General features: G+C 56.8%; 23 protein-coding genes. 16 read left to right on the plus strand and 7 right to left on the minus strand.

From position 1 onward, the window contains the following. Positions 1 to 19 precede the first annotated feature (19 nt). Positions 20 to 448 carry an OsmC family protein gene (locus AC0TN7_RS23395; protein ID WP_023311893.1) on the minus strand — a complete coding sequence of 143 codons (429 nt, stop codon included), beginning with the start codon at positions 446 to 448 and terminating at the stop codon, positions 20 to 22. A gap of 115 nt (positions 449 to 563) precedes the next feature. Between AC0TN7_RS23395 and AC0TN7_RS23400 the strand changes: the two genes are divergently transcribed. Further along, entirely contained in the window at positions 564 to 1,523 is a 960-nt protein-coding gene (locus tag AC0TN7_RS23400) for a hypothetical protein (protein ID WP_024909547.1), read from the plus strand. A gap of 19 nt (positions 1,524 to 1,542) precedes the next feature. On the opposite strand, the gene AC0TN7_RS23405 is transcribed toward AC0TN7_RS23400, so the two are convergent. Next, positions 1,543 to 2,418, minus strand: a complete 876-nt coding sequence (locus AC0TN7_RS23405; protein ID WP_024909548.1) for a LysR family transcriptional regulator — start codon at positions 2,416 to 2,418, stop codon at positions 1,543 to 1,545. 110 nt (positions 2,419 to 2,528) lie between these two features. Between AC0TN7_RS23405 and AC0TN7_RS23410 the strand changes: the two genes are divergently transcribed. The 12 genes from AC0TN7_RS23410 to AC0TN7_RS23465 all read left to right on the plus strand — a co-directional run bounded on the left by AC0TN7_RS23410 (position 2,529) and on the right by AC0TN7_RS23465 (position 16,500). Then, positions 2,529 to 3,380, plus strand: a complete 852-nt coding sequence (locus AC0TN7_RS23410; protein WP_148768744.1) for a Vmh family MBL fold metallo-hydrolase — start codon at positions 2,529 to 2,531, stop codon at positions 3,378 to 3,380. Between the two features lie 233 nt (positions 3,381 to 3,613). Further along, positions 3,614 to 3,829: a biofilm-dependent modulation protein gene (gene bdm / locus AC0TN7_RS23415; RefSeq protein WP_008501713.1), complete on the plus strand. Its 216-nt coding sequence runs from the start codon at positions 3,614 to 3,616 to the stop codon at positions 3,827 to 3,829. Between the two features lie 95 nt (positions 3,830 to 3,924). Further along, on the plus strand, positions 3,925 to 4,062 hold the full coding sequence (gene sra, locus AC0TN7_RS23420) for a stationary-phase-induced ribosome-associated protein (RefSeq protein WP_008501714.1): 138 nt from the start codon (positions 3,925 to 3,927) through the stop codon (positions 4,060 to 4,062). A gap of 176 nt (positions 4,063 to 4,238) precedes the next feature. Continuing rightward, entirely contained in the window at positions 4,239 to 5,936 is a 1,698-nt protein-coding gene (locus AC0TN7_RS23425) for an NAD-dependent malic enzyme (protein ID WP_024909550.1), read from the plus strand. Positions 5,937 to 6,318: 382 nt separating this feature from the next. Beyond that, complete coding sequence (locus AC0TN7_RS23430) at positions 6,319 to 8,028, plus strand: ABC-F family ATP-binding cassette domain-containing protein (RefSeq protein ID WP_473702514.1); 1,710 nt, start codon at positions 6,319 to 6,321, stop codon at positions 8,026 to 8,028. A 196-nt stretch (positions 8,029 to 8,224) separates the two neighbouring features. Continuing rightward, positions 8,225 to 9,235 (plus strand): alcohol dehydrogenase AdhP, encoded by a 1,011-nt coding sequence (gene adhP, locus AC0TN7_RS23435; RefSeq protein WP_032647362.1) that lies wholly within the window; start codon positions 8,225 to 8,227, stop codon positions 9,233 to 9,235. 150 nt (positions 9,236 to 9,385) lie between these two features. Next, positions 9,386 to 11,005: a TIGR04028 family ABC transporter substrate-binding protein gene (locus tag AC0TN7_RS23440; protein WP_473702515.1), complete on the plus strand. Its 1,620-nt coding sequence runs from the start codon at positions 9,386 to 9,388 to the stop codon at positions 11,003 to 11,005. A 10-nt stretch (positions 11,006 to 11,015) separates the two neighbouring features. Next, complete coding sequence (locus tag AC0TN7_RS23445; RefSeq protein WP_024909556.1) at positions 11,016 to 11,960, plus strand: ABC transporter permease; 945 nt, start codon at positions 11,016 to 11,018, stop codon at positions 11,958 to 11,960. After that, a complete protein-coding gene (locus tag AC0TN7_RS23450; RefSeq protein WP_473702516.1) occupies positions 11,957 to 12,805 on the plus strand; it encodes an ABC transporter permease in 849 nt (282 codons plus the stop codon). The genes AC0TN7_RS23445 and AC0TN7_RS23450 overlap by 4 nt, the downstream gene beginning before the upstream one ends. Further along, positions 12,805 to 14,412, plus strand: a complete 1,608-nt coding sequence (locus tag AC0TN7_RS23455) for a dipeptide ABC transporter ATP-binding protein (protein ID WP_473702517.1) — start codon at positions 12,805 to 12,807, stop codon at positions 14,410 to 14,412. The genes AC0TN7_RS23450 and AC0TN7_RS23455 overlap by 1 nt, the downstream gene beginning before the upstream one ends. Next, positions 14,409 to 15,398, plus strand: coding sequence for a putative FMN-dependent luciferase-like monooxygenase (locus AC0TN7_RS23460; protein ID WP_473702518.1), 990 nt, complete (start codon positions 14,409 to 14,411; stop codon positions 15,396 to 15,398). Before AC0TN7_RS23455 ends, AC0TN7_RS23460 begins: the two co-directional genes overlap by 4 nt. A gap of 10 nt (positions 15,399 to 15,408) precedes the next feature. After that, positions 15,409 to 16,500: an alkylhydroperoxidase domain protein gene (locus AC0TN7_RS23465; protein WP_473702519.1), complete on the plus strand. Its 1,092-nt coding sequence runs from the start codon at positions 15,409 to 15,411 to the stop codon at positions 16,498 to 16,500. 6 nt (positions 16,501 to 16,506) lie between these two features. On the opposite strand, the gene araJ is transcribed toward AC0TN7_RS23465, so the two are convergent. Both araJ and AC0TN7_RS23475 read right to left on the minus strand, forming a co-directional pair. After that, positions 16,507 to 17,682, minus strand: a complete 1,176-nt coding sequence (araJ, locus tag AC0TN7_RS23470; protein ID WP_473702520.1) for an MFS transporter AraJ — start codon at positions 17,680 to 17,682, stop codon at positions 16,507 to 16,509. 120 nt (positions 17,683 to 17,802) lie between these two features. Continuing rightward, complete coding sequence (locus AC0TN7_RS23475; protein ID WP_032647374.1) at positions 17,803 to 18,447, minus strand: QnrE family quinolone resistance pentapeptide repeat protein; 645 nt, start codon at positions 18,445 to 18,447, stop codon at positions 17,803 to 17,805. A gap of 178 nt (positions 18,448 to 18,625) precedes the next feature. Here AC0TN7_RS23475 and ppk2 point away from each other — a divergent pair, with 178 nt between their 5' ends. Further along, entirely contained in the window at positions 18,626 to 19,468 is an 843-nt protein-coding gene (ppk2, locus tag AC0TN7_RS23480; protein ID WP_032647376.1) for a polyphosphate kinase 2, read from the plus strand. Positions 19,469 to 19,526: 58 nt separating this feature from the next. Here the strand turns inward: ppk2 and fdnI are convergent, their stop codons facing one another. Genes fdnI through fdnG form a run of 3 tightly spaced genes read right to left on the minus strand, consistent with a single transcriptional unit; the run spans position 19,527 to position 24,119 of the window. Beyond that, on the minus strand, positions 19,527 to 20,183 hold the full coding sequence (gene fdnI, locus AC0TN7_RS23485; RefSeq protein WP_048223347.1) for a formate dehydrogenase-N subunit gamma: 657 nt from the start codon (positions 20,181 to 20,183) through the stop codon (positions 19,527 to 19,529). After that, complete coding sequence (gene fdxH, locus AC0TN7_RS23490; protein WP_032647380.1) at positions 20,176 to 21,060, minus strand: formate dehydrogenase subunit beta; 885 nt, start codon at positions 21,058 to 21,060, stop codon at positions 20,176 to 20,178. The genes fdnI and fdxH overlap by 8 nt, the downstream gene beginning before the upstream one ends. A gap of 11 nt (positions 21,061 to 21,071) precedes the next feature. Next, positions 21,072 to 24,119, minus strand: a complete 3,048-nt coding sequence (fdnG, locus tag AC0TN7_RS23495; protein WP_473702521.1) for a formate dehydrogenase-N subunit alpha — start codon at positions 24,117 to 24,119, stop codon at positions 21,072 to 21,074. 221 nt (positions 24,120 to 24,340) lie between these two features. Between fdnG and yddG the strand changes: the two genes are divergently transcribed. After that, positions 24,341 to 25,219 (plus strand): aromatic amino acid DMT transporter YddG, encoded by an 879-nt coding sequence (yddG, locus tag AC0TN7_RS23500; RefSeq protein ID WP_061715068.1) that lies wholly within the window; start codon positions 24,341 to 24,343, stop codon positions 25,217 to 25,219. 629 nt (positions 25,220 to 25,848) lie between these two features. After that, on the plus strand, positions 25,849 to 26,364 hold a 516-nt coding region (locus tag AC0TN7_RS23505), incomplete at its 3' end, for a porin (RefSeq protein ID WP_473702522.1).

The following is a 26,364-nucleotide window of genomic DNA, read 5'->3' on the forward strand; positions in this document are numbered from 1 at the left end:
GCGTAAACCCGGCTGTGGCTTAGTTAAGTTTATAGTCCAGCGTAATCTCAGCCTTCAGGAGCTGCGATACCGGACAGCCCGCTTTGGCTTTCTGAATAATACCGTCGAACTGCTGTGGGGCGATGCCGGGAACGGTCACCTTGCTTTTCAGAGCTACCTTCGTAATAGCAAAGCCGCCGTCGGTTTTATCCAGAGAGACGTCCGCAGTGGTATCAATAGAGTCAGCGGTATAGCCCGCTTCGCCGAGCATCAGCGACAGCGCCATCGAAAAACAGGCCGCATGTGCCGCGCCGATCAGCTCTTCCGGGTTGGTCCCCTTTTCACCCTCAAAGCGGGTATTGAAACCATAAGGCTGCTGATTGAGAACGCCGCTCTCGGTGGAAACCGTCCCTTTACCGCGCTTAATGTCGCCAGACCAGTGTGCCGAACCGTGCTTATGAATAGTCATTCTTGCTCTCCTTTTGGCTTACAAAGGGTTAAGTATAGACTACGCATCTGGCACACCCTGGAACACAGACAATTCCAGGACTTTCACCTGCTGTACCGGCAAAAAGGATAATGATATGGCGCTAAAATTCAGGATGGCCGTTGCCGTAACCACACTGGCTCTGTCGCTGTCTTCACTGGCGAAAACGCCGGAGAACTTTATCTACACCAGCTCGGGCGATCTCGACGCGGCGTTTCCGCTTGTTGCGCGAAGCGATATCGGCGGCGTGCAGATCGTTTACAACTGGCGCTTGCTGGAACCCGAGAAGGACAACTATGACTTCTCGCGGATTGAACAGGATCTGGCGCGCGTTAAGGCCGCCCGAAAAAAGCTTTTTATTCAAATCCAGGATCGTTTCTTTGAGCCGGACGCCCGCTACGTGCCGGACTATCTGATGCACGATAAGCGATATAGCGGCGGGATTGCGCCGCAGTTCGATAACCCCGGCGAAGGCAAGCCAGTCGGTTCTGGATGGGTGGCGCGTCAGTGGGATCCTGCCGTGCGCCAACGCTACCAGGCGCTGCTGGCCGCCCTCGCGAAGCGCTTTGACGGCGAGGTGTATGGGGTAAACCTGCCCGAAACCGCGATTGATATCGACGAAAAAAATCCGCCAGCCGGGTTTACCTGCGACAGCTATTTTGCGGGAGAAATGGAAAACCTGGCCTTTGCGCGAAAGGCTTTTCAGAAATCACACGTGGTGCAATATGTGAACTTCTGGCCGTGCGAATGGGATAATGACCGCAACTACATGGGGCGTCTATTTGCGTATGCCAGCGCTAACAATGTCGGCCTGGGTGGGCCGGACATTGTTCCCAACCGCAAGGCACACATGAAGAATGCCTATCCCTTCTTCCATAAAAATAAACAAACGCTGCCGCTCATCGCCATGGCGGTTCAGGAACCGACCCTGACCTATAAGAATCCTCAGACCGGTAAGCCCTTTACCAAAGCGGAATTTGTCCGCTTCGGCGAAAGTTATCTCGGTGCCGATATTATATTCTGGAGCACCTCGTCTCCCTGGCTAAAGGCAAAGTAATCGCCTGCACATCCCGCTCTTAAGCCAGGTACCGGGCAAGTTCGTCAAGGAACACGCGCAGCGCGGCAGGCTGGTATTCACGGGACTGATAAATGCCATGGATGGCAAGCGGTTTCGGCTCCAGGGCCGCCAGTACCGGCACCAGTAATCCCTGCTCCAGCGCGGCAGACGCTTCGCGCTCCGGCAGCATGGCGATGCCGCAGTGCTTAATCGCCGCGTCCATCAGCAGCGAAGAGATGCTGGCGCTCAGGTTACCGCTGACGGCCACGCTCAGGCTTTCGCCTTCCGGCGTCAGGAAGTGCCAGGACTGCCCGGCGAAAAAGCTGTAGTGCAGGCAGTTGTGCTGCGCTAATTCTTCGGGGCTGACGGGGGTACCGTGCTGCGCCAGATAGTCCGGCGAGGCGCAAAGCACCGAGCGACATTCCCCCAGCCGGCGGGCAATCATGCCGGGTTCAGGGTTATCCGTAATGCGCACGGCGACGTCGATGCGCTCTCCCACCAGGCTGACCGGGTGGTTATTCACGTCCAGCTCAATGCGCAGCTGTGGGTAGCGCGAGAGCAGACCGGGCAGTACCGGCGCAATCAGGTGCATCGCGGTAAAGTGCGCGCAGGCCACCCGCAGCGTGCCGGACGGGAGATCTTTCTCCGACTGGCCTTCAATTTCCTGCGAAATCTGCGAGAGCGTCCGCGTTTTTTGCAGCACCTTTTCCCCTGCCGCGGTCAGCGTCAGCTTGCGCGTGGAGCGGTTTACCAGACGCGTCCCCGCCCACTTTTCCATTTGTTCAAGGTAGCGGCTCACCATCGGTCGGGAAATACCCAGCGCGCGGGCCGCCGCGCTCAAACTTCCCAGCTCGCATATCCGGTTGTAAACCTGGGCGGCGATAACGCGATCCATATAAGCTCCATTTGCTCGATTTATGAAACTAAGCATGTCCTGTTTCAGGAATTCTGGCAAATGCGAATATCCGTACAATAGAGACATTCCTGAACAACAGAGACAACAGCATGAAATTCACTCACCTTGCCCTGCTTTCCACGCTTTTCACTCCGGCTGTTTTTGCCGCGCCGTTGAGCATTGATACCTATAACCCGCAGGAGAAAGGCATTTTCGCGGTCTCCTCCACGCTGGTTTCCGGCCCGAAAGAGGCTGTGCTGTTTGACGCGCAGTTCAGCGTGAAGGATGGCGAAGCGCTGGTAGAGAAAATTCGTCAAAGCGGTAAGACCCTGAACAAGATTGTGATCACCTCCGGCGATCCGGATTTCTATTTTGGCCTGCAGCCGCTGGTCAAAGCCTTCCCGAACGCCAAAGTGGTGGCCACGCAGCACGTGGTTGACCACATCAAGGCCACCAAAGACGCCAAGCTCGCCTTCTGGGGTCCGCAGATGAAAGACGGCGCGCCAACGGAGCTGGTCGTCCCGCAGGTGCTCGCCTCCACCACGTTTATGGTGGACGGGGAAAAGATCGATATCGAAGAGCCTGACAGCTACGCGGCCTATGTGTGGATCCCGTCAGCGAAAACCATCCTCGGCGGCACCGGGGTAGCCTGGGGGATCCACGTCTGGACGGCTGACACCCAGACGGCGGCAAGCCGTAAGCAGTGGCAGGAAACGCTGGTAAATATGGCGGCGCACAAACCCGAGCGCGTGATCCCGGGTCACTATCTGGGTACCCCGCCAGCCGGCGCGGGTGCGATTGATTTTACCCGTGACTATCTCCAGCGCTTTGAAAAGGCCTTATCCGTTCATAAAGATTCTGCAGGCGTCATCAGCACCCTGAAAAAACAGTATCCGAACCTGGCTGAAGAGAGCTCGCTGGAATTAAGCGCCAAGGTGAATACCGGCGAAATGAAGTGGTAATGTAAACTCTGCTCCTGCTATATTTTCGTGATAGCAGGAGCACGTTATAATATCCTCTCAACGCCACTTCAATTTACCCCCCCACATTTCAAAAGCACACAAAAGCATACACTTATGTCATTTTTATTTCTAAGATGAATCTGAGCCACAACCGGGAAAATATTTGCCATTCTGTTTATGAATTAAATTTTTTGCGAGCCGTACCATTAAACAGACAACGACACGGAGGCAGCATGTTTACTTATTACCCGGCTAATACCGCAGCAGCACAACCTGAACTCGTTAACGCGATTGCGCAGGGTCTTCACGCCGAGCACGGTGCTGTGACTGAAGATGACATTTTGATGGAACTGACCAGGTGGGTGGAATCCACAGATAATGACATCCTCAGTGACATCTACCAGCAGACCATTAACTACGTAGTCAGCGGGCAAAACGCACCTTTGTAAAAACCTGCTAAGCTGGATCAGCAACCTAAGGGGTTACATTTCGTTTGCGTAAGCAAACTGGTCCTTAAAACTATCAACAGGATTGAGGAGTTAATATGAAATCGAACCGTCAGGCACGCCATATTCTGGGACTGAACTACAAGCTTTCTAATCAGCGCAAAGTGGTGATTGAAGGCGACCATGAAACGCAGGTCACTCACGCCACCGGCAGAAAACGCCACGCGGGCAAGTAAGTTCCAGACTGAGATCCAGAACACCATCGGTAATCCCGATGGTGTTTTTGTTTATGTGTTGCGGTAATTAATATTTAGCTCCTTTATAATACCGCCTGACCGCCTCCCAGCGCACAGGCCAGAAAGATGACAAACAGCAGTGTCAGGGACGGATCTTCATAAAAAGAGTGAGTGACATGGACAACAAACTGAAAAAACATCGTTCCTTATACATCCCATACGCCGGACCGGTTTTACTCGAATTCCCCCTGCTCAACAAAGGCAGCGCCTTCAGCATGGAAGAGCGCAGCAGCTTTAACCTGCTTGGCCTGCTGCCGGAAGTGGTTGAGACCATTGAAGAACAGGCGGAGCGCGCGTGGATCCAGTATCAGGGTTTCAAAACCGAAATCGACAAACACATCTACCTGCGTAACATTCAGGACACCAATGAAACCCTCTTCTATCGCCTGGTGCAGAACCATCTCGAAGAGATGATGCCGGTGATCTACACCCCGACGGTGGGTGCGGCCTGTGAGCGTTTCTCAGAGATCTACCGTCGTTCACGCGGGGTATTCATCTCTTATCAGAACCGTCACAACATGGACGATATTCTGCAGAACGTGCCGAACCACAATATCAAAGTGATTGTGGTAACCGACGGCGAACGTATTCTCGGCCTTGGCGACCAGGGCATTGGCGGGATGGGGATCCCAATCGGTAAGCTCTCTCTCTACACCGCCTGCGGCGGCATCAGCCCGGCGTATACCCTGCCAGTGGTGCTGGACGTTGGCACCAACAACCAGCAGTTGCTCAACGATCCGCTCTATATGGGCTGGCGCCACCCGCGCATCACCGACGATGAGTACTATCAGTTTGTCGACGATTTCATTCAGGCCGTGAAGCACCGCTGGCCGGACGTTCTGCTGCAGTTTGAAGACTTCGCGCAGAAAAACGCGATGCCGCTGCTGAACCGCTATCGCGATGAGATCTGCTCCTTTAACGATGACATCCAGGGCACCGCATCCGTGACCGTGGGTACGCTTATCGCCGCCAGCCGCGCAGCCGGCAGCCAGCTGAGCTACCAGAAAATCGTCTTCCTGGGCGCAGGCTCTGCGGGCTGCGGTATTGCCGAGCAGATTATCGCCCAGACGCAGCGTGAAGGGTTAAGCGAAGAGCTGGCCCGCTCCCGCGTCTTTATGGTTGACCGTTTCGGCCTGCTGACCGACGGTATGCCAAACCTGCTGCCGTTCCAGACCAAGCTGGTGCAGAAGCGCGAAAACCTGAAAAACTGGGATACCGACAACGAAGTCCTTTCCCTGCTGGACGTGGTGCGCAACGTGAAGCCGGATATTCTGATCGGCGTTTCCGGGCAAACCGGTCTCTTTACCGAAGAGATCATTCGCGAGATGCACAAGCACTGTGAGCGCCCTATCGTGATGCCGCTGTCTAACCCGACTTCCCGCGTGGAAGCGACGCCGCAGGACATCATCGCGTGGACCGAAGGTAACGCGCTGGTCGCGACCGGCAGCCCGTTCGATCCGGTGGTGTGGAAGGATAAAACCTATCCGATTGCCCAGTGCAACAACTCGTACATCTTCCCGGGTATTGGTCTGGGGGTGATCGCCTCCGGCGCGTCCCGCATTACCGACGAAATGCTGATGTCGGCGAGCGAAACCCTTGCGGGTTACTCTCCGCTGGTCAATGACGGTGAAGGGCTGGTGCTGCCGGAGCTGAAGGACATTCACAAGGTGTCGCGCGCCATCGCGTTTGCGGTAGGTAAAATGGCGCAGCAGCAGGGCGTGGCGGTGAAAACCTCTGCCGACGCGCTGCAGCAGGCCATCGACGACAACTTCTGGAAGCCTGAATACCGCAGCTATCGCCGTACGTCGATTTAATTCGCTCCGCCCGGTGGCGCTTCGCTTACCGGGCCTACGGGCTGGCTGTTTTCCCTCTCCCTGTGGGAGAGGGTCAGGGTGAGGGCACCAGACCGCACCATCGAATACCCACTAGCCAAACCCCTTTTCCCCCGCTACACTCCCTTCATCCATTAACCCACTGAATATATAAGGAGGCCAATTATGCTGTACTGTGAAATTTTCAATGTTTCACATACATTTGGTGATCGCACCAGCTCAAGCGTTATCGGTATCGTGCTGCGATAACTTCTGCTTGAGCGAAGACACCAACCCCTGAAATCCCTTCTCTCGGGCTTACTGAGTTATCGTCAGCGATGTTTGACGAGGCATAAACATGCCTGTAACTCTTGGGTAAGCAACAATGAGCACTTTACTCACTGCACAATCTTTACGCGTTGATACGGCGTTTGGCACGCTCTTCGACTCACTCTCCTTTACGCTGAAAAAAGGCGACCGCATTGGCCTGCTGGGCGACAACGGCTGCGGCAAAAGTACGCTGCTGAAGGTGCTGAACGGCACGGACTCCCCTGCCGCCGGAACGGTAGCACTGGCCGGGCACTGCCTGATGGCGCGCGTGGAGCAACATCTCCCGGACGCTATTTTTCCGCTGACCATGCTGGATGCCGTCCTGGCCCAGTTGCCCTCAACTGAACGGGACAGTCTGCGCTGGAAAGCCGAAACGCTGCTGGCGAGCATGGGCTTCACGCCGCAGGATATGATGCTGCAATCCGCCACGCTGAGCGGCGGGCAACACACCCGCCTGCTGCTGGCGCGGGCGCTGATTCACGAGCCGGATCTGCTCCTGCTGGATGAACCCAGCAACCACCTGGACCTCCCGACAATGCTCTGGCTGGAACACTTCCTACAGAACTGGTCGGGCAGCTTTGTGCTGGTCTCGCATGACAGACAGCTGCTGGATGCCGTCACCAACGGCAGTTGGATCCTGCGCGATAAAACGCTGCACTACTTCGCCCTTCCCTGCACGGCCGCCCGCAAGGCGCTTGAAGCAAAGGATGAAAGCGATGCCCAGCGCCACAAGGCCGAGCAAAAGGAGATCGATCGCGTGACCGCCAGCGCGAAGCGGCTGGCGACCTGGGGCAAGGTTTACGACAACGAAGACCTGGCCCGCAAAGCCAAACAGATGGAAAAACAGGTCGAACGGCTGAAGGAGAGCCAGACGGCGCTCACGGCAGGCAGCCCGTGGACGTTAACTCTGCGCGGCGACGCGCTGCGGGCTGACCGTCTGCTGGAGATGGAAAATCTCAGCGTCCCGCCTGCGCCCGGGCTACCGCCGCTGTTTAACATCGACATGGCGCGGCTGAAAAGCGGCGATCGCGTAGCGATTGTCGGGCGTAACGGCTGCGGCAAATCGTCGCTGATGAGGCTTATCTGGCAACAATTTGCTGATGAGTCCGCAGACAGCGGGTTGAAAATCCATCCGCGCGTGTCGCCAGGCTATTACGACCAGACGCTTCATCAGCTGCCGGATGACGCCACGCTGCTCGACGCGCTGGAACCTTTCGCGCCGGATCCGCAGAACCGCAAAATGGCCCTGATAAGCGCCGGTTTCCCGTGGGCGCGTCACGGGCAAACGGTCAGCACGCTCAGCGGTGGTGAACGTTCGCGCCTGCTGTTCGTTGGCCTGACGCTCGCCCGCTATAGCCTGCTGATGCTGGATGAGCCGACCAACCACCTCGACATGGAAGGCAAAGAGGCGCTGGCGCAAACCCTTCAGCAGTTTGAAGGCGGCGTGCTGCTGGTCAGCCACGATCGTCAGTTAATTAGCCAAAGCTGCAACCGTTTCTGGCTGATTGAAGAGGGAAAACTGAGCGAGTGGCACGATGCAGAAGCGGTGTTTGAGCGTCTGCGTGAAAGCGCGGGGCTTATGACATCCGCTGCGCCCGCTGTCGCCGCGACGATTCAATCCTCGCCGTATGACGATCTGCTGGAGCGGCTGGTCGCGCTGGAAACGCTGCTGGAAGACGATCTGGCGCGTAAGCCGAAGCATCAAAAGCCGCAGCTACAGGCGCAATGGCGTAAAGAGATAGAGGAGATAGAAGCACAGCTGTAAGTCTGCGCCCGGCGAGCATCTCGCCGGGCCAGAATTTTCCCCCTTAATTATTAGAGGAACGCCGTATTCTTAATCTGAAATCGAATCAAATGATGACATTATGTTGCCGCAGCCTTGCATTACCAGGCTAATGTATTAATCCTTAAGAGGTACTATACCTGCTATGCAGATTCTTATCATGAACAAGGAGATACACATGAAGGCTGCTGTTGTCACTCAGGATCACCAGGTCAACGTTACCGAAAAAACCTTACGCCCGCTAAAGCATGGGGAAGCCCTGCTGAAAATGGAGTGCTGTGGCGTATGCCATACCGACCTCCACGTGAAGAACGGTGATTTCGGCGATAAAACCGGGGTTATCCTGGGCCATGAAGGGATTGGTATCGTAAAAGAAGTCGGCCCTGGCGTGAAGTCGCTGAAAGTCGGCGACCGCGCAAGCGTGGCCTGGTTCTTTGAAGGCTGTGGCCACTGCGAATACTGTAATACCGGCAACGAAACCCTGTGCCGTGACGTGAAAAACGCCGGTTACTCCGTCGACGGCGGGATGGCGGAAGAGTGCATCGTCACCGCAGATTACGCGGTAAAAGTGCCGGACGGTCTGGATTCGGCGGCGGCCAGCAGCATCACCTGCGCTGGCGTCACCACCTATAAAGCAGTGAAGGTGTCGGGTATTAAACCGGGCCAGTGGATTGCGATTTACGGTCTGGGCGGGCTGGGCAACCTCGCGCTGCAGTACGCCAAAAACGTCTTTAACGCCAAAGTCATCGCCCTTGACGTTAACGACGAACAGCTGAAGCTGGCGGCCAGCATGGGTGCGGATCTCACCATCAACTCCCGCAGCGAAGATGCCGCTAAAATTGTGCAGGAGAAAACCGGCGGCGCGCATGCCGCAGTCGTCACTGCCGTCGCAAAAGCCGCCTTCAACTCAGCCGTTGATGCCGTGCGTGCCGGTGGCCGCGTGGTGGCCGTTGGTCTGCCGCCGGAAGCCATGAGCCTCGACATTCCGCGCCTGGTGCTGGACGGCATTCAGGTAGTGGGTTCGCTCGTCGGTACCCGTCAGGATCTGCAGGAAGCCTTCCAGTTCGCCGCTGAAGGCAAGGTCGTGCCGAAAGTCACGATGCGCCCGATCGAGGATATCAACGCCATCTTTAAAGAGATGGAACAGGGCCAGATCCGCGGCCGTATGGTGATTGACCTGCGTTCATAATCACCCACCGTTCAATTACCGCTCCTGACAGGGGCGGTTTTTTTATAGCCATTTTCCGGCAATCCTTATCTCAATTCCTTTGTTCCCTTGTTTTCCCCCGCGCCCGATGATGAATCCGACGCTAACAAGAAGATAACAAAGGAATTCACCATGCAAACCCCATTTCGTCTGCCGCTGCTGACGGCGCTGATTCTGACGACAACCGCAGCCTGGTCCGCGGATGCGCCCGTCAAAGGCGGCACGCTGATTTATCTGGAGCAACAGGCGCACACCAACCTCTATCCGCCTGCCGGTGGCTTTTACCCGAACGGCGGCATCCTGAACCAGATCACCGACAAACTGACGTGGCAGAACCCAAAGACGCTGCAGGTGGAACCCTGGGTGGCCGAAAGCTGGACCACCAACGCCGATAAAACCGAATACACCTTTAAAATTCGACCTGGGATCACTTTCTCCGACGGCACGCCGCTGGACGCCAACGCCGTGGCGAAAAACTTTGATACCTACGGCTTAGGTAACAAGGCGCAGCGCCTGCCAGTGTCAGAAGTGATCAATAACTACGATCGTAGCGAAGTCATCGACCCGCTGACCGTGAAGTTCTACTTCAAAAAACCGTCGCCTGGGTTCCTGCAGGGCACCGCCACAATCGGGTCGGGCCTGGTCTCGCTCAGCACGCTGAAGCGCAACTTTGAAGAGCTGGGTGATGCCCGGCATATTATTGGCTCCGGCCCGTTTGTGGTGAAGGACGAGAAGCTGGGTCGCGAAGTGACGCTGGAAGCGCGTAAGGACTACCAGTGGGGACCGAAAAACCTGGCGCAGCAGGGGCCAGCCAATCTTGACGGCATCAAGTTTATTGTGACCCAGGAGGACAGCGTGCGCGTCGGCGCCCTGCTGGCCGGTCAGGCGGATTTTATTCGTCAGGTGCAGGCGTATGACGAAAAGCAGGCGACAGACCAGGGCTATAAAATCTACGCCGCCCCGACGCGCGGGGTGAATGACAGCATCAGCTTCCGCCCGGATAACCCGCTGGTCTCTGATATTCGCGTACGCCAGGCGCTGCTGCATGCCACCAATGCAAAGCAGGTGGTCGAGACCCTCTTCTCGGCCAACTATCCGCAGGCGAAGTCGGTGATTGCCGATTCCGCCGCAGGTTTTGTCGATCTCAGCGATAAATTGACCTTTGACCCGGCTAAAGCCAACCAGCTGCTGGACGAGGCGGGCTGGAAAGCGGGCGGCGACGGGATCCGCGCCAAAGACGGCCAGCGGCTGGCGCTGACGGTGTATGAATCCCTGCCGCAGCCACAAAATAAAGAGGTGCTGCAGCTGGTTGCCCAGCAGTGGCGACAGGTGGGAGTGGCGCTGAGCGTTAAAGCCGGTGACGCAGGCAGCCGCACGCTGGATAGCCTTGATCCGCTGAAAACCCCGTTAACCGTCTCCGAAGTTGGCCGCGCCGATCCGGACGTGGTGAAAAGCATGTTCTACCCCGCTAACCGCGACGCGCTGCTGCAAAAAGGCGGCTCCAGCGACAAGGTCAAAAGCTTCCGTGACGACAAGCTGAATGAACTGCTGGTGAACATTTCTGCTGAAGTCGATCCGAAAAAACGCCTGCAGCTGACCGGCGATGCCCAGCGCTACCTGCTGGATAACGCCTACGTCATTCCAATTTTCGAAGAGCCGCAGGTCTTTGCCGGTGCGCCGTGGCTGAAAGGCGTCAATTTTGAAGCGGTCGGCCGCCCGTCGTTCTACGGCGCGTGGATTGAGAAACACTGAGGAGCTGACGATGCGCCACGCACTTCTTCAACGCTTTGGGCACGGGCTGCTGGTACTGTGGGCCGCCTTTACCCTCTCGTTCGTGTTGCTCCAGGTGCTGCCGGGCGACGCGGTGCTGATTAAATTTCAGAACCCGGACCTGGGCTTGAGCCCGGCGCAAATCGAGGAGATGCGCGTGGCCTATGGCGCGGACAGCCCGCTGTGGCAGCAATACGGCCATACGCTGCTGGCGATGCTGCGCGGGGATTTCGGCTATTCGTTACAGGCCGGGGTGCCGGTCAGCGAGCTGATTGCCAGCAATCTGCCGGATACCCTGAGTCTCGCCCTGCCCGCGTTTGTACTCGCAGTCCTGCTGGCATTTGCGCTGGCCTTTGCGTCGCGCCTGCCGGGTCTGCGCTGGCTGAGTAATACCCTGCAGTCGCTGCCGGTCCTGTTTATCTCTTTACCGACGTTCTGGCTGGGGATTGCCCTCATCCAGCTCTTTTCTTTCCAGCTGCGGCTGATTCCGGTGATTAACCCGACGCCGCTGCAGGGGCTGATCCTGCCGATTGTGACCGTCGCGATCCCGATTTCCGCCCCGCTGGCGCAAATTCTGATGCGCAGCCTGGACCAGGTGGCGACGCAGCCGTTTGTCGCCGTCGCCCGGGCCAAAGGGCTGAGTGAAACCGCCGTCCTGTGGCGTCACGTTACCGGCAACGCCCTGCTGCCGGTCCTGAATATTGCCGGATTGCTGCTGGGCGAGCTGATTGCCGGGGCGCTGATCACGGAAACCGTTTTTGGCCGCAGCGGGCTCGGGCAGCTGACCCAGCAGGCGGTGAATAACCAGGATATCGCCGTGCTTCAGGCGGTCGTGATGATTTCCGCCCTCGGTTTTGTCCTGATCAATCTGCTGGTGGATCTGCTGATGCCTCTGTTGGATCCCCGCCTGCAAACCGTTACCGGAGGTGCATCATGAGTCTGGTCGATTACGCTGCCGCCGCGCGAAAACGCGTTCCAGCGTGGCAGGGAGTGGAATGGCAGCCCGGACTGTGGCTGGCATGGGCGGTGATTATTATCGCTCTTTTTGCCGCCGTGGCGCCCGGCCTGTTAACCCACTACAGCCCGATTGAGGGCATCGCCGGCGCACAGCGCCTGGCGCCTCAGGCGGGCCACTGGCTCGGCACCGATCAGCTTGGCCGCGATGTTTACACCCGTATTGTCTACGGTGCGTCCCACTCCCTGAGCGCGGCGCTCGCTGCCGTCACGATGGGGCTGGTGGTAGGCACCGGCCTGGGGGTCATCGCCGGGGCGTTCGCCGGACGCGTCGAGTCTCTGCTGATGCGTTTTGTCGACGTGCTGTTGTCCATCCCGTCTCTGCTGCTCTCGCTGACGGTCATTATTCTGCTCGGGTTTGGCACCGTTAACGCCGCGATTGCCGTGGGCGTTGCCTCCATTGCCAGCTTCGCCCGCCTCGCGCGCGGTGAAGTCGTGCGCATCCGGCACACGGATTATGTCGAGGCGGCGTTTGGCAGCGGCGGGACGTTTTTCGCCGTGCTGTGGCGACACATCCTGCCCAACGCGTTAACCGCCGTCCTCGCCTTTGCCACGCTGCAGTTTGGTCAGGTCATCCTGGCGCTCTCCACGCTGAGTTTTCTCGGTTACGGCACCCCGCCGCCCGTGCCGGAATGGGGCTTATTGATTGCCGAAGGCCGTAACTATCTCTCTACCGCCTGGTGGTTAACCACCTTCCCCGGCGTCGTCGTCATCGCCGTGGTGCTGGCCACCAACCGTATCAGCCAACAGTTCAGCGGAGGTCGCTAATGACCGTTCTCTCAGTGGAAAATGTGACGATCAGCTACCGTACCGCGCGCCAGTGGCGCGAGGTGGTACATAACGTCAGTTTTACCCTCAGGCGAGGGGAAATGCTGGCCTTTGTCGGCGAATCCGGATCCGGCAAAACGACCACGGCACAGGCAATCATTGGCCTGCTGGCGGATAACGCCCGGCGCGATGCGGGAAAAATCGTGCTCAACGGCGAGGAGATTAGCCGGTGGTCAGCGAAGCGTCTCGATACCCTTCGCGGGGCGCGAATCAGCCTGGTTCCGCAGGATCCGGGTAATTCACTCAACCCGGTGAAGACGATCGGCGTGCAGGTCGGGGAAATTATTCAGCTGCACCAAAAGGTAACGGCTCTCCAGCGTGACGAGCAGGTGCTCGCCCTGCTGAGAAAGGTCGGCCTGAGCCACCCCGAACAGCGCATGACGCAGTATCCGCATCAGCTCTCCGGCGGGATGAAACAGCGCGTGCTGATTGCCATCGCCATTGCCCTGCGCCCGGACGTGATCATTGCCGATGAGCCCACCAGCGCGCTGGACGTGACGGTGCAAAAACGCATTCTTGATCTGCTGGATATCCTGCGCCGGGAATCGGGTACTGCCGTTCTGTTTGTCACCCACGATCTGGCCCTGGCCGCTCAGCGCGCTGACAGGCTGCTGGTTTTTCGCAACGGTGAGGTTCAGGAGCAAGGCAGCACCGTCGATATTGTCCGCACGCCGCAGCACGCCTACACCCGTCAGCTACTGAGCGATCTCCAGGGCCAGCGTCTGACCATCGCCCCGGTATCAGGTCTTCCGCTCTCGTCACCGGCCATTCGCGCCCGCGCCATCAGCAAACGGTTCTCGCTGGGTAAAGGTCATCAGCTTCAGGCGCTGGATCGGGTGACGTTTGACGTCAGACGCGGCAGCACCCATGCGCTGGTCGGTGAGTCCGGCTCCGGGAAGACCACCCTCGCCCGTATTTTGCTGGGTTTTGAACAGGCGGATAACGGACAGGTCATTATTGATGACATTGATGCCACCGCGCTCAGCCGCGAGGCCCGCCGTCAGCTGCGCCAGAAGATCCAGTTTGTTTACCAGAACCCGTTCGCCTCTCTCGACCCGCGTCAGACGCTGTTTGACATCATCGAAGAGCCCCTGAAGAATTTTTCTCGCTTCGCTAAGGCGGAGCGAAAGGCCCAGGTGGAGACCGTGGCGCAGCGGGTTGCCCTGCCCGTCGAACTCCTGACCCGTACGGCCAGAGAGCTTTCAGGCGGGCAGCGCCAGCGCGTGGCCATCGCCCGGGCGCTGATCCTGGAGCCGACTATTCTGGTGCTGGACGAAGCCACCTCCGCGCTGGACGTCACCGTACAGGCGCAGATTCTGGCTCTGCTTCAGCAGCTGCAGCAACAGCTGGGATTAACCTATCTGTTCATCACGCACGATCTCTCCACCGTTCGCCGGATCGCCCACAGCGTCACGGTGCTGCGCAGCGGTCAGGTGGTCGAACACGGTGACGTCGAAACCTTATTCACGTCGCCACAGAACGACTATACCCGCGAACTGATTGCCGCCATTCCCCATTTTTCACCCGCTACGGAGGAGTTCGCATGACGCGAAAACGCCTGGGATTTTTCACCCGCCTGCTTGACGACGCCACGCCGAAGGAGCGCTATCGTCTGGCAACTGAACAGATCCACCACGCCGAACGCCACGGTTTTGACAGCGCCTGGATTGCGCAGCACCACTTTCACGAAACTGAAGGCGGACTGCCTTCGCCGCTGCTGTTTCTGGCGCACGTAGCCGCACATACCGAAACCATCCGCCTGGGTACGGCCATCATTACCCTGCCGATGGAAAACCCGCTCCGCGTCGCAGAAGATGCCGCCGTGCTCGATTTACTCGCCGATGGACGTCTCGAAGTCGGTTTTGGTTCGGGCGGCACACCGACCTCTTTCCTGCCGTTCGGACTGACGTTTGAACAGCGCGGCGCGGCTTTTGCCGACCATCTACATGTGATCCAGAGCGCCTGGCGCGGGGATTCGCTCACCCATCCGGATAACCACCTTTACCCGCCAGCGCCACAACTGGCTGACCGGATCTGGATTGCCACCTTTTCGGTCGACGGTGCCGTTCGCGCCGCGCAAGCCGGACACGGTTTAATGCTCTCCCGCACGCAGCCGCGCCCGGCAGACCAGTTGGATTTAACGCTTGACGCGATCCAGAACCCAATTGTGGATGCCTACCTTGAGGCGCTGCCCGCCGGTACCGCACCGCGCATTCTGGCTTCTCGTACGGCATTCGTCGCCGACAGCGATGACTATGCGCTGAAGGTTGCAACGCCGGGTCTCACGAAACAGGCCCAGCAGCATCGCGCTGCCGGACACGTGGTTAAAGGTGACACTGTCACAGATTTTCGTCGCCAGTTCGACGCCCATATTGGTTCGCCTGAGACAGTGCTGCGTTCGCTGCAGGCCGATTCCGTACTTCGGCGCGCCACGGACATCTCATTCCAGGTCCATTCGGTCGAGCCCACCCATCGCGACACGCTGCGCTCCATCGAACTGATCGCCGAACATATTGCCCCCCATATCCATTGAGGAGATACCTATGTCATTAAGTCACGACATTCTCGCCGAGCTGGCGGAAATTAAACCCGGTTCCCCTCTGGCAGAGGCGCGCGCCACGCGGGACGCCGCCACGCGCCACGCACAGGGCAGCTACGAAATCTTATTTACCCAGCAGGATAGCGATTTTGCGCTGGACGAGCGCTTCGCCGTCGCGGCAAAAGTCGCCAGGTGGCACAACGCGGAGGCGCTGGCCGCGCACTATGCGGGGTTTGGTCTGGCCGACCCGACCTCTGAACGCCTGACCCCGGCGCTCAATTTCGCGCGCCTGCTGACCTTCTCCCCCGTCGAAGCCACGCCGACATCGTTAAGGGCGCTGACCCAGGCGGGATGGAGCAAGGAAGGTATCGTGACCCTGGCGCAGCTTATCGCGTTTGTCAGCTTCCAGAGCCGACTGATTGCCGGGCTGCGGCTGCTGAACGACAAACCCGTCGCCAAAAGCGAAGCGCCGGTGGCGGCAGGCGTCTGGCACACGACCGCAACCACGGCCACCGGGAAGGCGGCTCCCGTCGCGTTTACCCAGCAGGAACTGGGCTGGGAGCCGTGGATCGCCGCCAAACCGCTGGCGGATTTTCGTGATGACGAGGTTGCTATACTGGCGAAGTTTGGCCACACCGATTCCGACTATTTCCGCCTGCTGGGGCGCAACCTGCCGGTGCTTGAACAGCGCACGCTAACGGATAAAGGGATTTTTTATACGCCGGGGGGATTGCCGCGCGCCGAGCGCGAGCTGGCCGCAACGGTCGCCAGTAAAATTAACGGCTGCATCTACTGCGCATCTGTCCATGCGCGGAAAGCCAGCCAGCTGTCAAAGGATGACGCGGCGGTAGAGGCCCTGCTGGCCGTGCGTCCAGGACAATCCCTGAGCGAGGGACAATCTGCGCGCTGGCAGTCAGAAATCGATTTTGCAGCGGCGCTGTCGGTTACCCCACCTGCCGCCACGCCGCTGCACCTTGCCGCGCTGGAAAAAGAGGGGCTGGACACCTTAGCCCAGCTTGATCTGGTGCAGTCCGCCGCGTTCTTCGCCTGGGCCAACCGCCTGATGCTGACCCTGGGCGAGCCCTGGCTTGCCTGACTTCAATCAGGCTAGCGCGCGAGCGTTAGCCTGAGCCCGTCTGGCCCGCAGGTAACCGTAGATCAACAGTGCACTCATGGCCGAGAACGAGAGTATCGCCGCAGGCAGCGTGACGTAGCGCCAGCTAAAGCCGAGGGTAATCATCATCCCGCCAAAGTACGCCCCGATCGCGCTGCCGAGATTAAACGCCATCTGCCCCCCGGCCGCCCCCAGCATCTCGCCGCCCTTCGCATTTTGCAGAAGCAGGATCTGCAGCGGCGCAGAGAGCGCGAACAGCCCGGCACAGCAGATAAAGCCCATGATCAGCGAGGCCGTTTTGAGTTCACCACAGGCGAAAAGCAGCAGCAGCGAGGCGACAATCACCATGTCGGTGGTCGCCGCAATGCGCAGCGGGCTAAAACGCCCCGAGAGTTTGCCGCTCAACAGGTTGCCCAGCACCATGCCAAGCCCCATCAGCATCATGATGATCGTCATCACGCCTTCGGTGAAGCCTGAAACGTTGACCATAAACGGTTTAACGAAGCTGAACCACGCGAACACCCCGGCGTTGCCAAACATGGTGGCGGCAAAAATCAGCCAGGGTTCTGGTTTTTTCAGAAAGTGGAACTGCTCGGTCAATTTGATTTCCGATGTGTCGTGGATGTCCGGCACCCAGAGCAGAACCGAGAGGATCACCAGCGCGTCGAACACCGCAATCAGGAAAAAGGTATAACGCCAGCTGAACTGGTGCCCCAGCCAGGTACCCAGAGGGACGCCTACCAGGTTGGCCACGGTCATCCCGGCGATCATTCCCGCTACTGCGACCGTCACCTTCCCCGGCGGCGCAATTTTAGAGAGGATAATCGCCCCGACGCCGAAAATCGCGCCGTGCGGAAAACCGGAAATTAAGCGTCCCGTCGCCAGCCAGAAATATGATGATGAAAAGGTAAACAGGGCGTTCCCCACCGCGCACAGGGCAACCAGAAACAGCAGCGTCGTTTTTAACGAGAACTTGCCTGAGAACAGCGCCATAATCGGGGCGCCAATCACCACGCCGAAGGCATAAAATGAGATCATATTCCCGGCGGAGGGAATCGAAATACCGGTGTCATGCGCCAGCTCGGTTAACACGCCCATAATGCCAAATTCGGCCATGCCCAGGCCAAATGTGCCAAGCGCCAACGATAATATTGTCTTTTTCATACCTCAACCACGGGTTAATCACTCGCAGCGGGCATTATTGAATAATCTTGTATGGTGAGCCAGTTCAAACTGGCAGACTGACACGTTAATCCATTTATACAGCGCAGGCTGTGAATATTTTCAGCCGATAATCGCGATGCCAAGGCGTTCCATAATTTGCGACACCTGATAACTGTCCAGCTTAACACCCTGTAGATCAGTGCCACGCACGTCCAGTTCACCCAGTTCCGAATTGGTTAAATCGCAGTGTGTGAAATTTGCTGCACGCCAGTCAAATGAAGAAAACTCGCCGCCTGACATATCCGAACCACTGAAAGTTGCCCCCAGGATCTGCGCGCCGTTCCAGCGGTTTTCCCACAACTCGCATTTTTCCAGAACCACCTTCGAAAAATTGGCATAGCTCAGGTTGCTTTTTGTTATATAAGCACTGCAAAACCAGGTACGCGTGGTGATCATGTTCATAAAACTGGCACCGCGAAAATCAGCCCCTTGCGCCCTGCATTCACGGATTTCGATGCCTAAGGCATTCGAATGCCTGAAATCTGCCATCGATAAATCGCAGCTTTTGAAAATAGCATCTTTAAGCTGCGCCCGAGTAAACTTAGCGCCCTGCTGGCTTTCCCGGTCATAGAACTGACAGCCGATAAACTCCGTGCTGGTTAAATCCGTGCCTGAAAAGTCGCAGTTACGAAAGATCGCATTCTCTATTTTCTCGCCGGTAAAACGAGTACGACCGATTTTTTCGCCCTCAAAAATCAATGCCATCACACCACCTGTTTATTCATACAGTATCATTCACCATTCTACCCCGTTCCCTGATGAAGAGAAACACGCTTATCAGACACACATATCAAAAATTCCCGCGAAGGTTGCATGTCAGCATTACACTTCAAAGTGTTAGTTCCTTCTAAGCACATCACACGTTCCGGAGATGAGGATTATCATGGGAAACGCAAAACAGAATAAAACCAAAGCAGTGACCGTGACCAAAGCGAGTGTAGATAGCGTGGTTAAACCCGTGCTGAAGACCAAAGAGTACGAAAAAGAGCTTCGTCGCCTGCACGTTGAACTGGTTAAGCTCCAGCAGTGGGTCGTCGCCAAAGGACTCAAAGTGTGTATTGTTTTTGAAGGACGCGACGGTGCCGGTAAAGGCGGCACCATCAAAGCGATCACCGAGCGCGTCAGCCCTCGCGTGTTTCGCGTTGTTGCGCTCCCTGCCCCAACTGAAAAAGAAAAAAGCCAGCTCTACTTCCAGCGCTATGTGCCGCACCTGCCTTCGGCAGGCGAGATCGTGATATTCGATCGCAGCTGGTATAACCGCGCGGGCGTTGAGCGGGTTATGGGGTTCTGCACGGAGGAACAGGTGGAGAAATTTTTGGATGGCGCACCGGTGATGGAAAAAGCGATGGTCGATGCCGGGATTATCCTGCTGAAGTACTGGCTGGAGGTGACGCCTAAAGAGCAAGAGCGTCGCCTGCGCGACCGTATTAACGATGGCCGTAAGATCTGGAAGCTATCGCCGATGGATATTAAATCCTTTAACCTGTGGGACGAGTATACCCTCGCGCGCGACGCTATGTTTGAAGCCACAGATACCGCCTGGGCGCCGTGGTTTGTGGCACGTTCAGAAGATAAAAAACGCGTGCGCCTGAATATTATTTCGCATCTGCTTTCGCAGATCCCGTATAAAGAAATTCACGTCGACAAGGTGGATTTACCGAAGCGCAAAATCGGCAAAGTCAAACCCACAAAATATCCGTTCCGGTATGTGGAAGAGCGGTTCTGATTTGAAGAGTAGGCCCGCGCAAGCGCAGCGCCGCCGGGCAAAGCCGACGGCGCAGGTCTTACTTAATCCCTTCCGTACTTTCCTGTTTTGCTTCCAGTCGCTCCACATCACGGTACCAGCGCGGGTGGTGTTTCTGCGCCCAGCGGCGGCTCACCTTCCCTTCAATCATCCCTTTGATTGACCCTTTCACCCAGAACGCCATATACATATGGATCAGGATGGCATGAATCAGGATGATGGCAGACGTCGCGTGGATCAGCAGCGCGTAACGCACCACCTGAATCGGGAAATAATGCGCAAAATACGGACGCCAGATCATCACGCCGGTCACCAGCAGCACAAAAATCATGCTCATGATGGTCCAGAACATCATCTTCTGCCCGGCGTTGTATTTCCCCACCTTCGCGACTTTGTGCTCGTTACCCTTCAGGACTTCGACAATCCCTTTCACCCACGGGATATCCTGCTTGTCAGGAATATTGTGATGGACGAAGCGCACGAACATAAACATCAGCACCACGAAAATCAGCACGCCGAAGAACGGGTGCAGAATGCGCCCCATCTGCGGCGTACCGAAGGTTTCGGTCAGCCACTGCAGCGTCGGGAAGAAGAACGAAATTCCCGATACCGCCACCAGGAAGAAGCAGATCACCACCGTCCAGTGACAGGCGCGATCGACAAACTTCGTGCGCACTATCATTTTCGACTTACTCATGATGCTCCTCCTCGTCGTCATCCACCTCTTTGTTTGGCCCAATACCGATGTAGTGATAAATCAGCCCCGCAAAGGTTGCGATAAAGCCCGCCGCCGAGAGCGGTTTAAGTGCCCCTTTCCACAGGTTGATGGACGTATCGATCGCCGGATCCTTCGGCAGTTTGTGGTACAGCTCCGGCTGGTCACTGTGGTGCAGCACATACATCACGTGGGTACCGCCCACGCCCTGCGGGTTGTAAATGCCCGCTTTGTCGTAGCCCCGCGCTTTGAGCTTATCGACGCGCTGCTGCGCCACGTCCAGCATCTCTTTTTTGGTGCCGAAGTGGATCGCCCCGGTGGGACATGTCTTCACGCACGCAGGCTCCTGCCCGACGCTGACGCGGTCCACGCACAGGGTGCATTTGTATACCCGGTTATCCTCTTTATTGAGGCGCGGGATATTGAACGGACAGCCCGCGATGCAGTACCCACAGCCGATGCAGTTGTCCTGCTGGAAGTCGACGATTCCGTTGGCGTACTGAATAATCGCGCCCGCTGAAGGGCACGCCTTCAGGCAGCCCGGATCTTCACAGTGCATGCAGCCGTCTTTGCGGATCAGCCACTCCAGCCTGCCGTTCTGGTCAGTTTCGCTAAAACGCATCACCGTCCAGGATTTGGCGCTCAGATCCGCCGGATTGTCGTAGACACCCACGCAGTGCCCCACCTCATCGCGGATATCGTTCCACTCCGAGCAGGCCACCTGGCAGGCCTTGCAGCCCACGCAGGAGGAGACGTCGATAAGCTTGGCGACTTCTGCCTTGTAGTCCCGCGCGCGAGGCGCGGGCGTTATCGGGTTAGTCGCGGAGCGTTTGATAATGTCTTGTGTTTCCATCGCCATTGAATCGCTCCTTACGCTTTCTCGATGTTGACCAGAAACGCTTTGTATTCCGGCGTTTGCGAGTTGGAATCGCCGACGTTTGGCGTCAGGGTATTGGCGATGTAGCCTTTCTGCGCCACGCCTTCAAAGCCCCAGTGCAGCGGGATACCGACGGTTTCCACCTGCTGCCCGTGCACGTTCAGACTTTGCAAACGACGGGTCACCACCGCCACCGCGCGAATAAAGCCGCGCTTGCTGCTCACCTTCACGCGGTCGCCGTTGGCAATACCTTTCGCCTTCGCCAGCGTCTCGCTGATCTCCACAAACTGCTCCGGCTGCGCGATGGCGTTCAGCCGCGCGTGCTTGGTCCAGGTGTGGAAATGCTCGGTCAGGCGATAGGTCGTCCCCACGTACGGGAATTTGTCCTTTTTGCCCAGACGCAGCGCGTCGTCTTCGTAGATACGCACCACCGGGCTGGAGACCACGTTCGGGTGCAGCGGGTTGGTGCCCAGCGGTGTCTCCATCGGCTCGTAGTGCTCCGGGAACGGCCCTTCCGCCAGCTTGTTGAGCGCAAACAGGCGTCCCAGCCCTTCCGGCTGCATGATAAACGGCCCGGTGTTGCTGCCCGGCGCGGCGGTGTTGTAGTCCGGGATATCGTTCCCCGTCCATTTCTCCCCGTTCCACTGGATCAGCATGCGCTTCGGATCCCACGGCTTGCCGTTTACGTCTGCAGACGCGCGGTTGTACAGCACGCGACGGTTCAGCGGCCACGCCCATGCCCAGCCCAGCGTATTGCCCAACCCGGAAGGGTCAGCGTTGTCACGGTTGGCCATCTGGTTACCCTGCTCCGTCCAGCTGCCGGTGTAGATCCAGCAGGACGACGCCGTCGTGCCGTCGTCGCGCAGCAGCGCGAAGCTGTTCAGCAGCTGGCCTTTCTTCGCCACCAGATTGCCGTTAGCATCATAGAGATCCGCCAGCGCCATGCCGTTGTTCTCTTTCGCGACTTCTTCAGACTCGGGACGATCCGGCTGCTTGTAGCTCCAGCTCATCTTCAGCAGCGGCTCAGCGCCTTTACCGCCTTCGGTGCGGTACATCTCGCGCAGGCGATGGTAAATCCCGGCAAGGATTTCGCCGTCGTTACGCGCTTCGCCCGGGGCGTCCTGGCCTTTCCAGTGCCACTGCAGCCAACGGCCGGAGTTGGCTATCGAGCCGTCCTCTTCCGCAAAACAGGTGGACGGCAGGCGGAACACTTCGGTCTGAATCGATGCCGGGTCGACATCGTTCGATTCCCCGTGGTTCTGCCAGAAGGTGGAGGTCTCGGTCACCAGCGGATCGATCACCACCATGTACTTCAGCTTGCTGAGGCTACGCACAACCTTGTTTTTGTCCGGGAAGGAGGCCACCGGGTTAAAGCCCTGGCAGATGTAGCCCGTGACGTTGCCCTTATCCATCATGTTGAAATACTTGATGACATCGTAAGCCTGGTCCCACTTCGGCAGCCACTCAAAGCCCCAGTCGTTCTCTTTCTGCGCCGCGTCGCCGTAGAAGGATTTCATCAGGCTGACGTAGAACTTCGGATAGTTGCTCCAGTAGTTCACCTGGTCCGGCAGCGTCGCTTTTGGCGTATTCGCCGCCAGATAACTTTGCAGATCCGTCTGCTTTTCAGACGGCAGCGTCAGGTAGCCCGGCAGGCTGGTCGAGAGCAGACCGAGGTCGGTCAGCCCCTGGATGTTGGAGTGACCCCGCAGCGCGTTTACGCCGCCCCCCGCCATGCCCATGTTGCCGAGCAGCAGCTGGATCATCGCCATGGTGCGGATGTTCTGCGCGCCAACGGTGTGCTGCGTCCAGCCCAGCGCGTACAGGAACGTGGTGGTTCTGTCGGCGGCGCTGGTGGAGGCCAGCACTTCACACACCTTCAGGAAGTCCGCTTTCGGCGTGCCACAGATGTTTTCCACCACGTCCGGCGTATAGCGGGAAACGTGCTGCTTCAGCAGGTTCCATACGCAGCGCGGATGCGTCAGGGTTTCATCCCGCATCGCATAGCCGTTTTCATCGAACTGATAGTTCCAGGACGCTTTGTCGTACTGGCGTTTTTCGGCGTCATAGCCGCTAAACAGCCCGTCATCGAAGGCAAAGTCATCCCGCACCAGCAGGTTCGCGTTGGTGTAGTGCTTAACGTATTCCGCGTTAATGTTGTTGTTTTCGATCAGGTACAGCAGCACGCCGGACAGGAACGTAATGTCCGTACCGGAGCGGATTGGCGCATAGATATCGGCCACCGATGCCGTGCGCGTAAAGCGCGGATCGACGACGATAAGCGTCGCATCGTTGTTGTTTTTCGCCTCCATCGCCCAGCGGAATCCTACCGGATGGGCTTCTGCGGCGTTACCGCCCATCACCACCACGACGTTCGCGTTTTTGATATCAACCCAGTGGTTGGTCATCGCACCGCGACCAAATGTTGGAGCAAGACTTGCTACCGTTGGTCCGTGTCAGACGCGCGCCTGGTTGTCTACCGCCAGCATGCCGAGAGAGCGCACAAATTTTTGCGTCAGCATGCCGGTTTCATTACTCGCCGCAGACGCGCACAGCATCCCGGTGGAGAGCCAGCGGTTAACCGTTACGCCCTGCGCGTTCTTTTCAATAAAGTTGGCGTCGCGGTCGGCTTTCATTAATTTGGCAATACGGGAGAAGGCCTCATCCCAGGAGATTCGCTGCCATTTATCAGAACCCGGCGCGCGGTATTCCGGGTAGCGCAGGCGATTTTCACTGTGAACATAGTCCAGCAGCCCCGCCCCTTTCGGGCAAAGCGCCCCGCGGCTCACCGGATGATCCGGGTCCCCTTCAATGTGGTAAATCGCTTCTCTGGCGTTCTTTGCGCCATCGCCCAGGCTATACATCAAAAGCCCACAACCTACGGAGCAGTATGTGCAGGTGTTACGGATCTCTTTCGCGCGCAGCAGCTTATAGTTGCGTGCCTGAGCCAGCGCCATTTTGGGAGCAAATCCCAGCATGGCTGCCGTTGTTCCGGCCATACCGCCCGCGCAGATTTTAAAAAATTGTCTGCGGCTGACGTCCATCGTTGTCCTCGTTATCTGAAAACATTTCGCGCCGCAAACTAACAGCAAAGCCCCTGATTTTTTTGCGTCAAATCAAGGTCATCTGTCTTCCCCCCCTTAATAGTCACCCCCGGTACATTTCATTACCCCTTTTTGATTAACGGCTTAAGAGAATAATTCACGACAGCGACAGGCGTAATGCGATACATTTTTCCTTTGATTTTTATTGCAATGGCGAAGTAATGGACAGAAAAAAGGCAACGCTTATTGGGCTGGCGGCAATACTGTTATGGAGCACCATGGTCGGCCTTATTCGCAGCGTGAGTGAGGGACTGGGGCCGGTAGGCGGTGCGGCGATGATCTACACCCTCAGCGGATTACTGTGTCTGGTGACGGTAGGATTTCCTGATATCAGACGGTTCTCGCCGCGGTATCTTATTGCGGGCAGCGTTTTATTTGTCAGCTACGAAATATGCCTGGCGCTGTCGCTGGGCTATGCCGCAACGCGATCGCAGGCGATTGAAGTCGGTATGGTGAATTATCTCTGGCCAAGCCTGACCATTGTGTTTGCCATTGTGTTCAACGGACAGAAATCTACCCTGTGGGTGATACCCGGCTTAGCTATCTCATTGCTGGGCGTCTGCTGGGTATTGGGCGGTGAGCAGGGTTTACATCTTGATGAAATAACCCGCAATATCGTTTCCAGCCCGCTCAGCTACGCGCTGGCGTTTGCCGGGGCCTTTATCTGGGCCGCCTACTGCACGGTCACCAGCAAATTTGCGAAAGGACAAAACGGCATCACCCTGTTTGTTTTACTGACCGCGCTGAGTCTGTGGGTGAAATATGCCCTGAGCGATCAGCCAGAGATGATGTTCACGCTTCCGGTGGTGGTGAAACTCGTCATGTGCGGCATTGCCCTTGGGTTTGGATACGCCGCATGGAATATTGGCATCCTGCACGGTAACGTCACGGTTCTGGCTGCCGTATCCTATTTTACCCCGGTGCTTTCAGCCGCGCTTGCCGCCGCAGTGCTGAGTTCCCCCCTCTCATTCTCGTTCTGGCAAGGCGCCCTGATGGTCTGCGCCGGGTCGTTACTCTGCTGGTACGCAACAAGAAAATAATGTTTTCTCGCACGGCCGGGTAAATTTCAACCCGGCAACATAATTAACATAAATTTAAAGTGTGATCGCACCTCAGAATATTTATCCTAATAATAGGATGTCTGTTTAATTTCGGTTTATATTTGACACCTTCTGTAAACGTTCAACAAGATAATTGACACAAACTGACAACGACATGAAACTAGTCAACCATGAATATTAACACTATGGATAGCATTGAATGTAATAATTCAATTCTGACACATCCATGCAAATATTCGCAATATACGTTTAAACCCTTACCTAACTCACTGTTATTAAGCCCAAAAACTAATGCCCCCCCTCTACGCATCGGGAATACCGAAATCTAACTTAATATACTAAAACTCACAGAAATTATAGCGATGGCAATAGTCCCGCAGATAACATAATTAATAATCGTATAAAATTCGGGCGCTTTGTTTGAATAAGCGCCTTTTCACACGATCGAGATCACACTAATTGAAATTACCTTTAATAATTTGAAACTTATTATTGAAATAAGACTACGAGATTTTTAAAAATAGCATGCCATTGACGAGCAGCCTCGTTTAGAAATCGTTCACAGTGGTTCAGGAAATACTGAAAAAAAATTATAAGGAACATTTAAGATGAAACTTAAATTAGTTGCAGTGGCAGTCACTTCCATGCTGGCAGCAGGCGTTGTTAACGCTGCCGAAATTTACAACAAAGACGGTAACAAGCTGGATCTGTACGGTAAAGTAACAGGTCTGCACTATTTCTCTGATGACGCAGGCGCAGATGGCGATAAAACCTACATGCGTATCGGCTTCAAGGGTGAAACCCAGGTTAACGATCAGCTGTCCGGCTACGGCCAGTGGGAATACCAGATTCAGGGCAACCAGGAAGAAGGCGACAACAAGTCCTGGACCCGTGTTGCGTTTGCAGGTCTGAAGTTTGCTGAAGCAGGCTCCTTTGATTACGGTCGTAACTACGGCGTAATCTACGACGTAACTTCCTGGACAGACGTTCTGCCAGAATTTGGCGGCGATACCTACGGCGCTGACAACTTCCTGCAGCAACGTGCTAACGGCGTCGCGACCTACCGTAACCAGGACTTCTTTGGTCTGGTGGACGGCCTGAACTTTGCTCTGCAGTATCAGGGC

The organism is Enterobacter sp. PL_is511 (genome assembly GCF_055816065.1).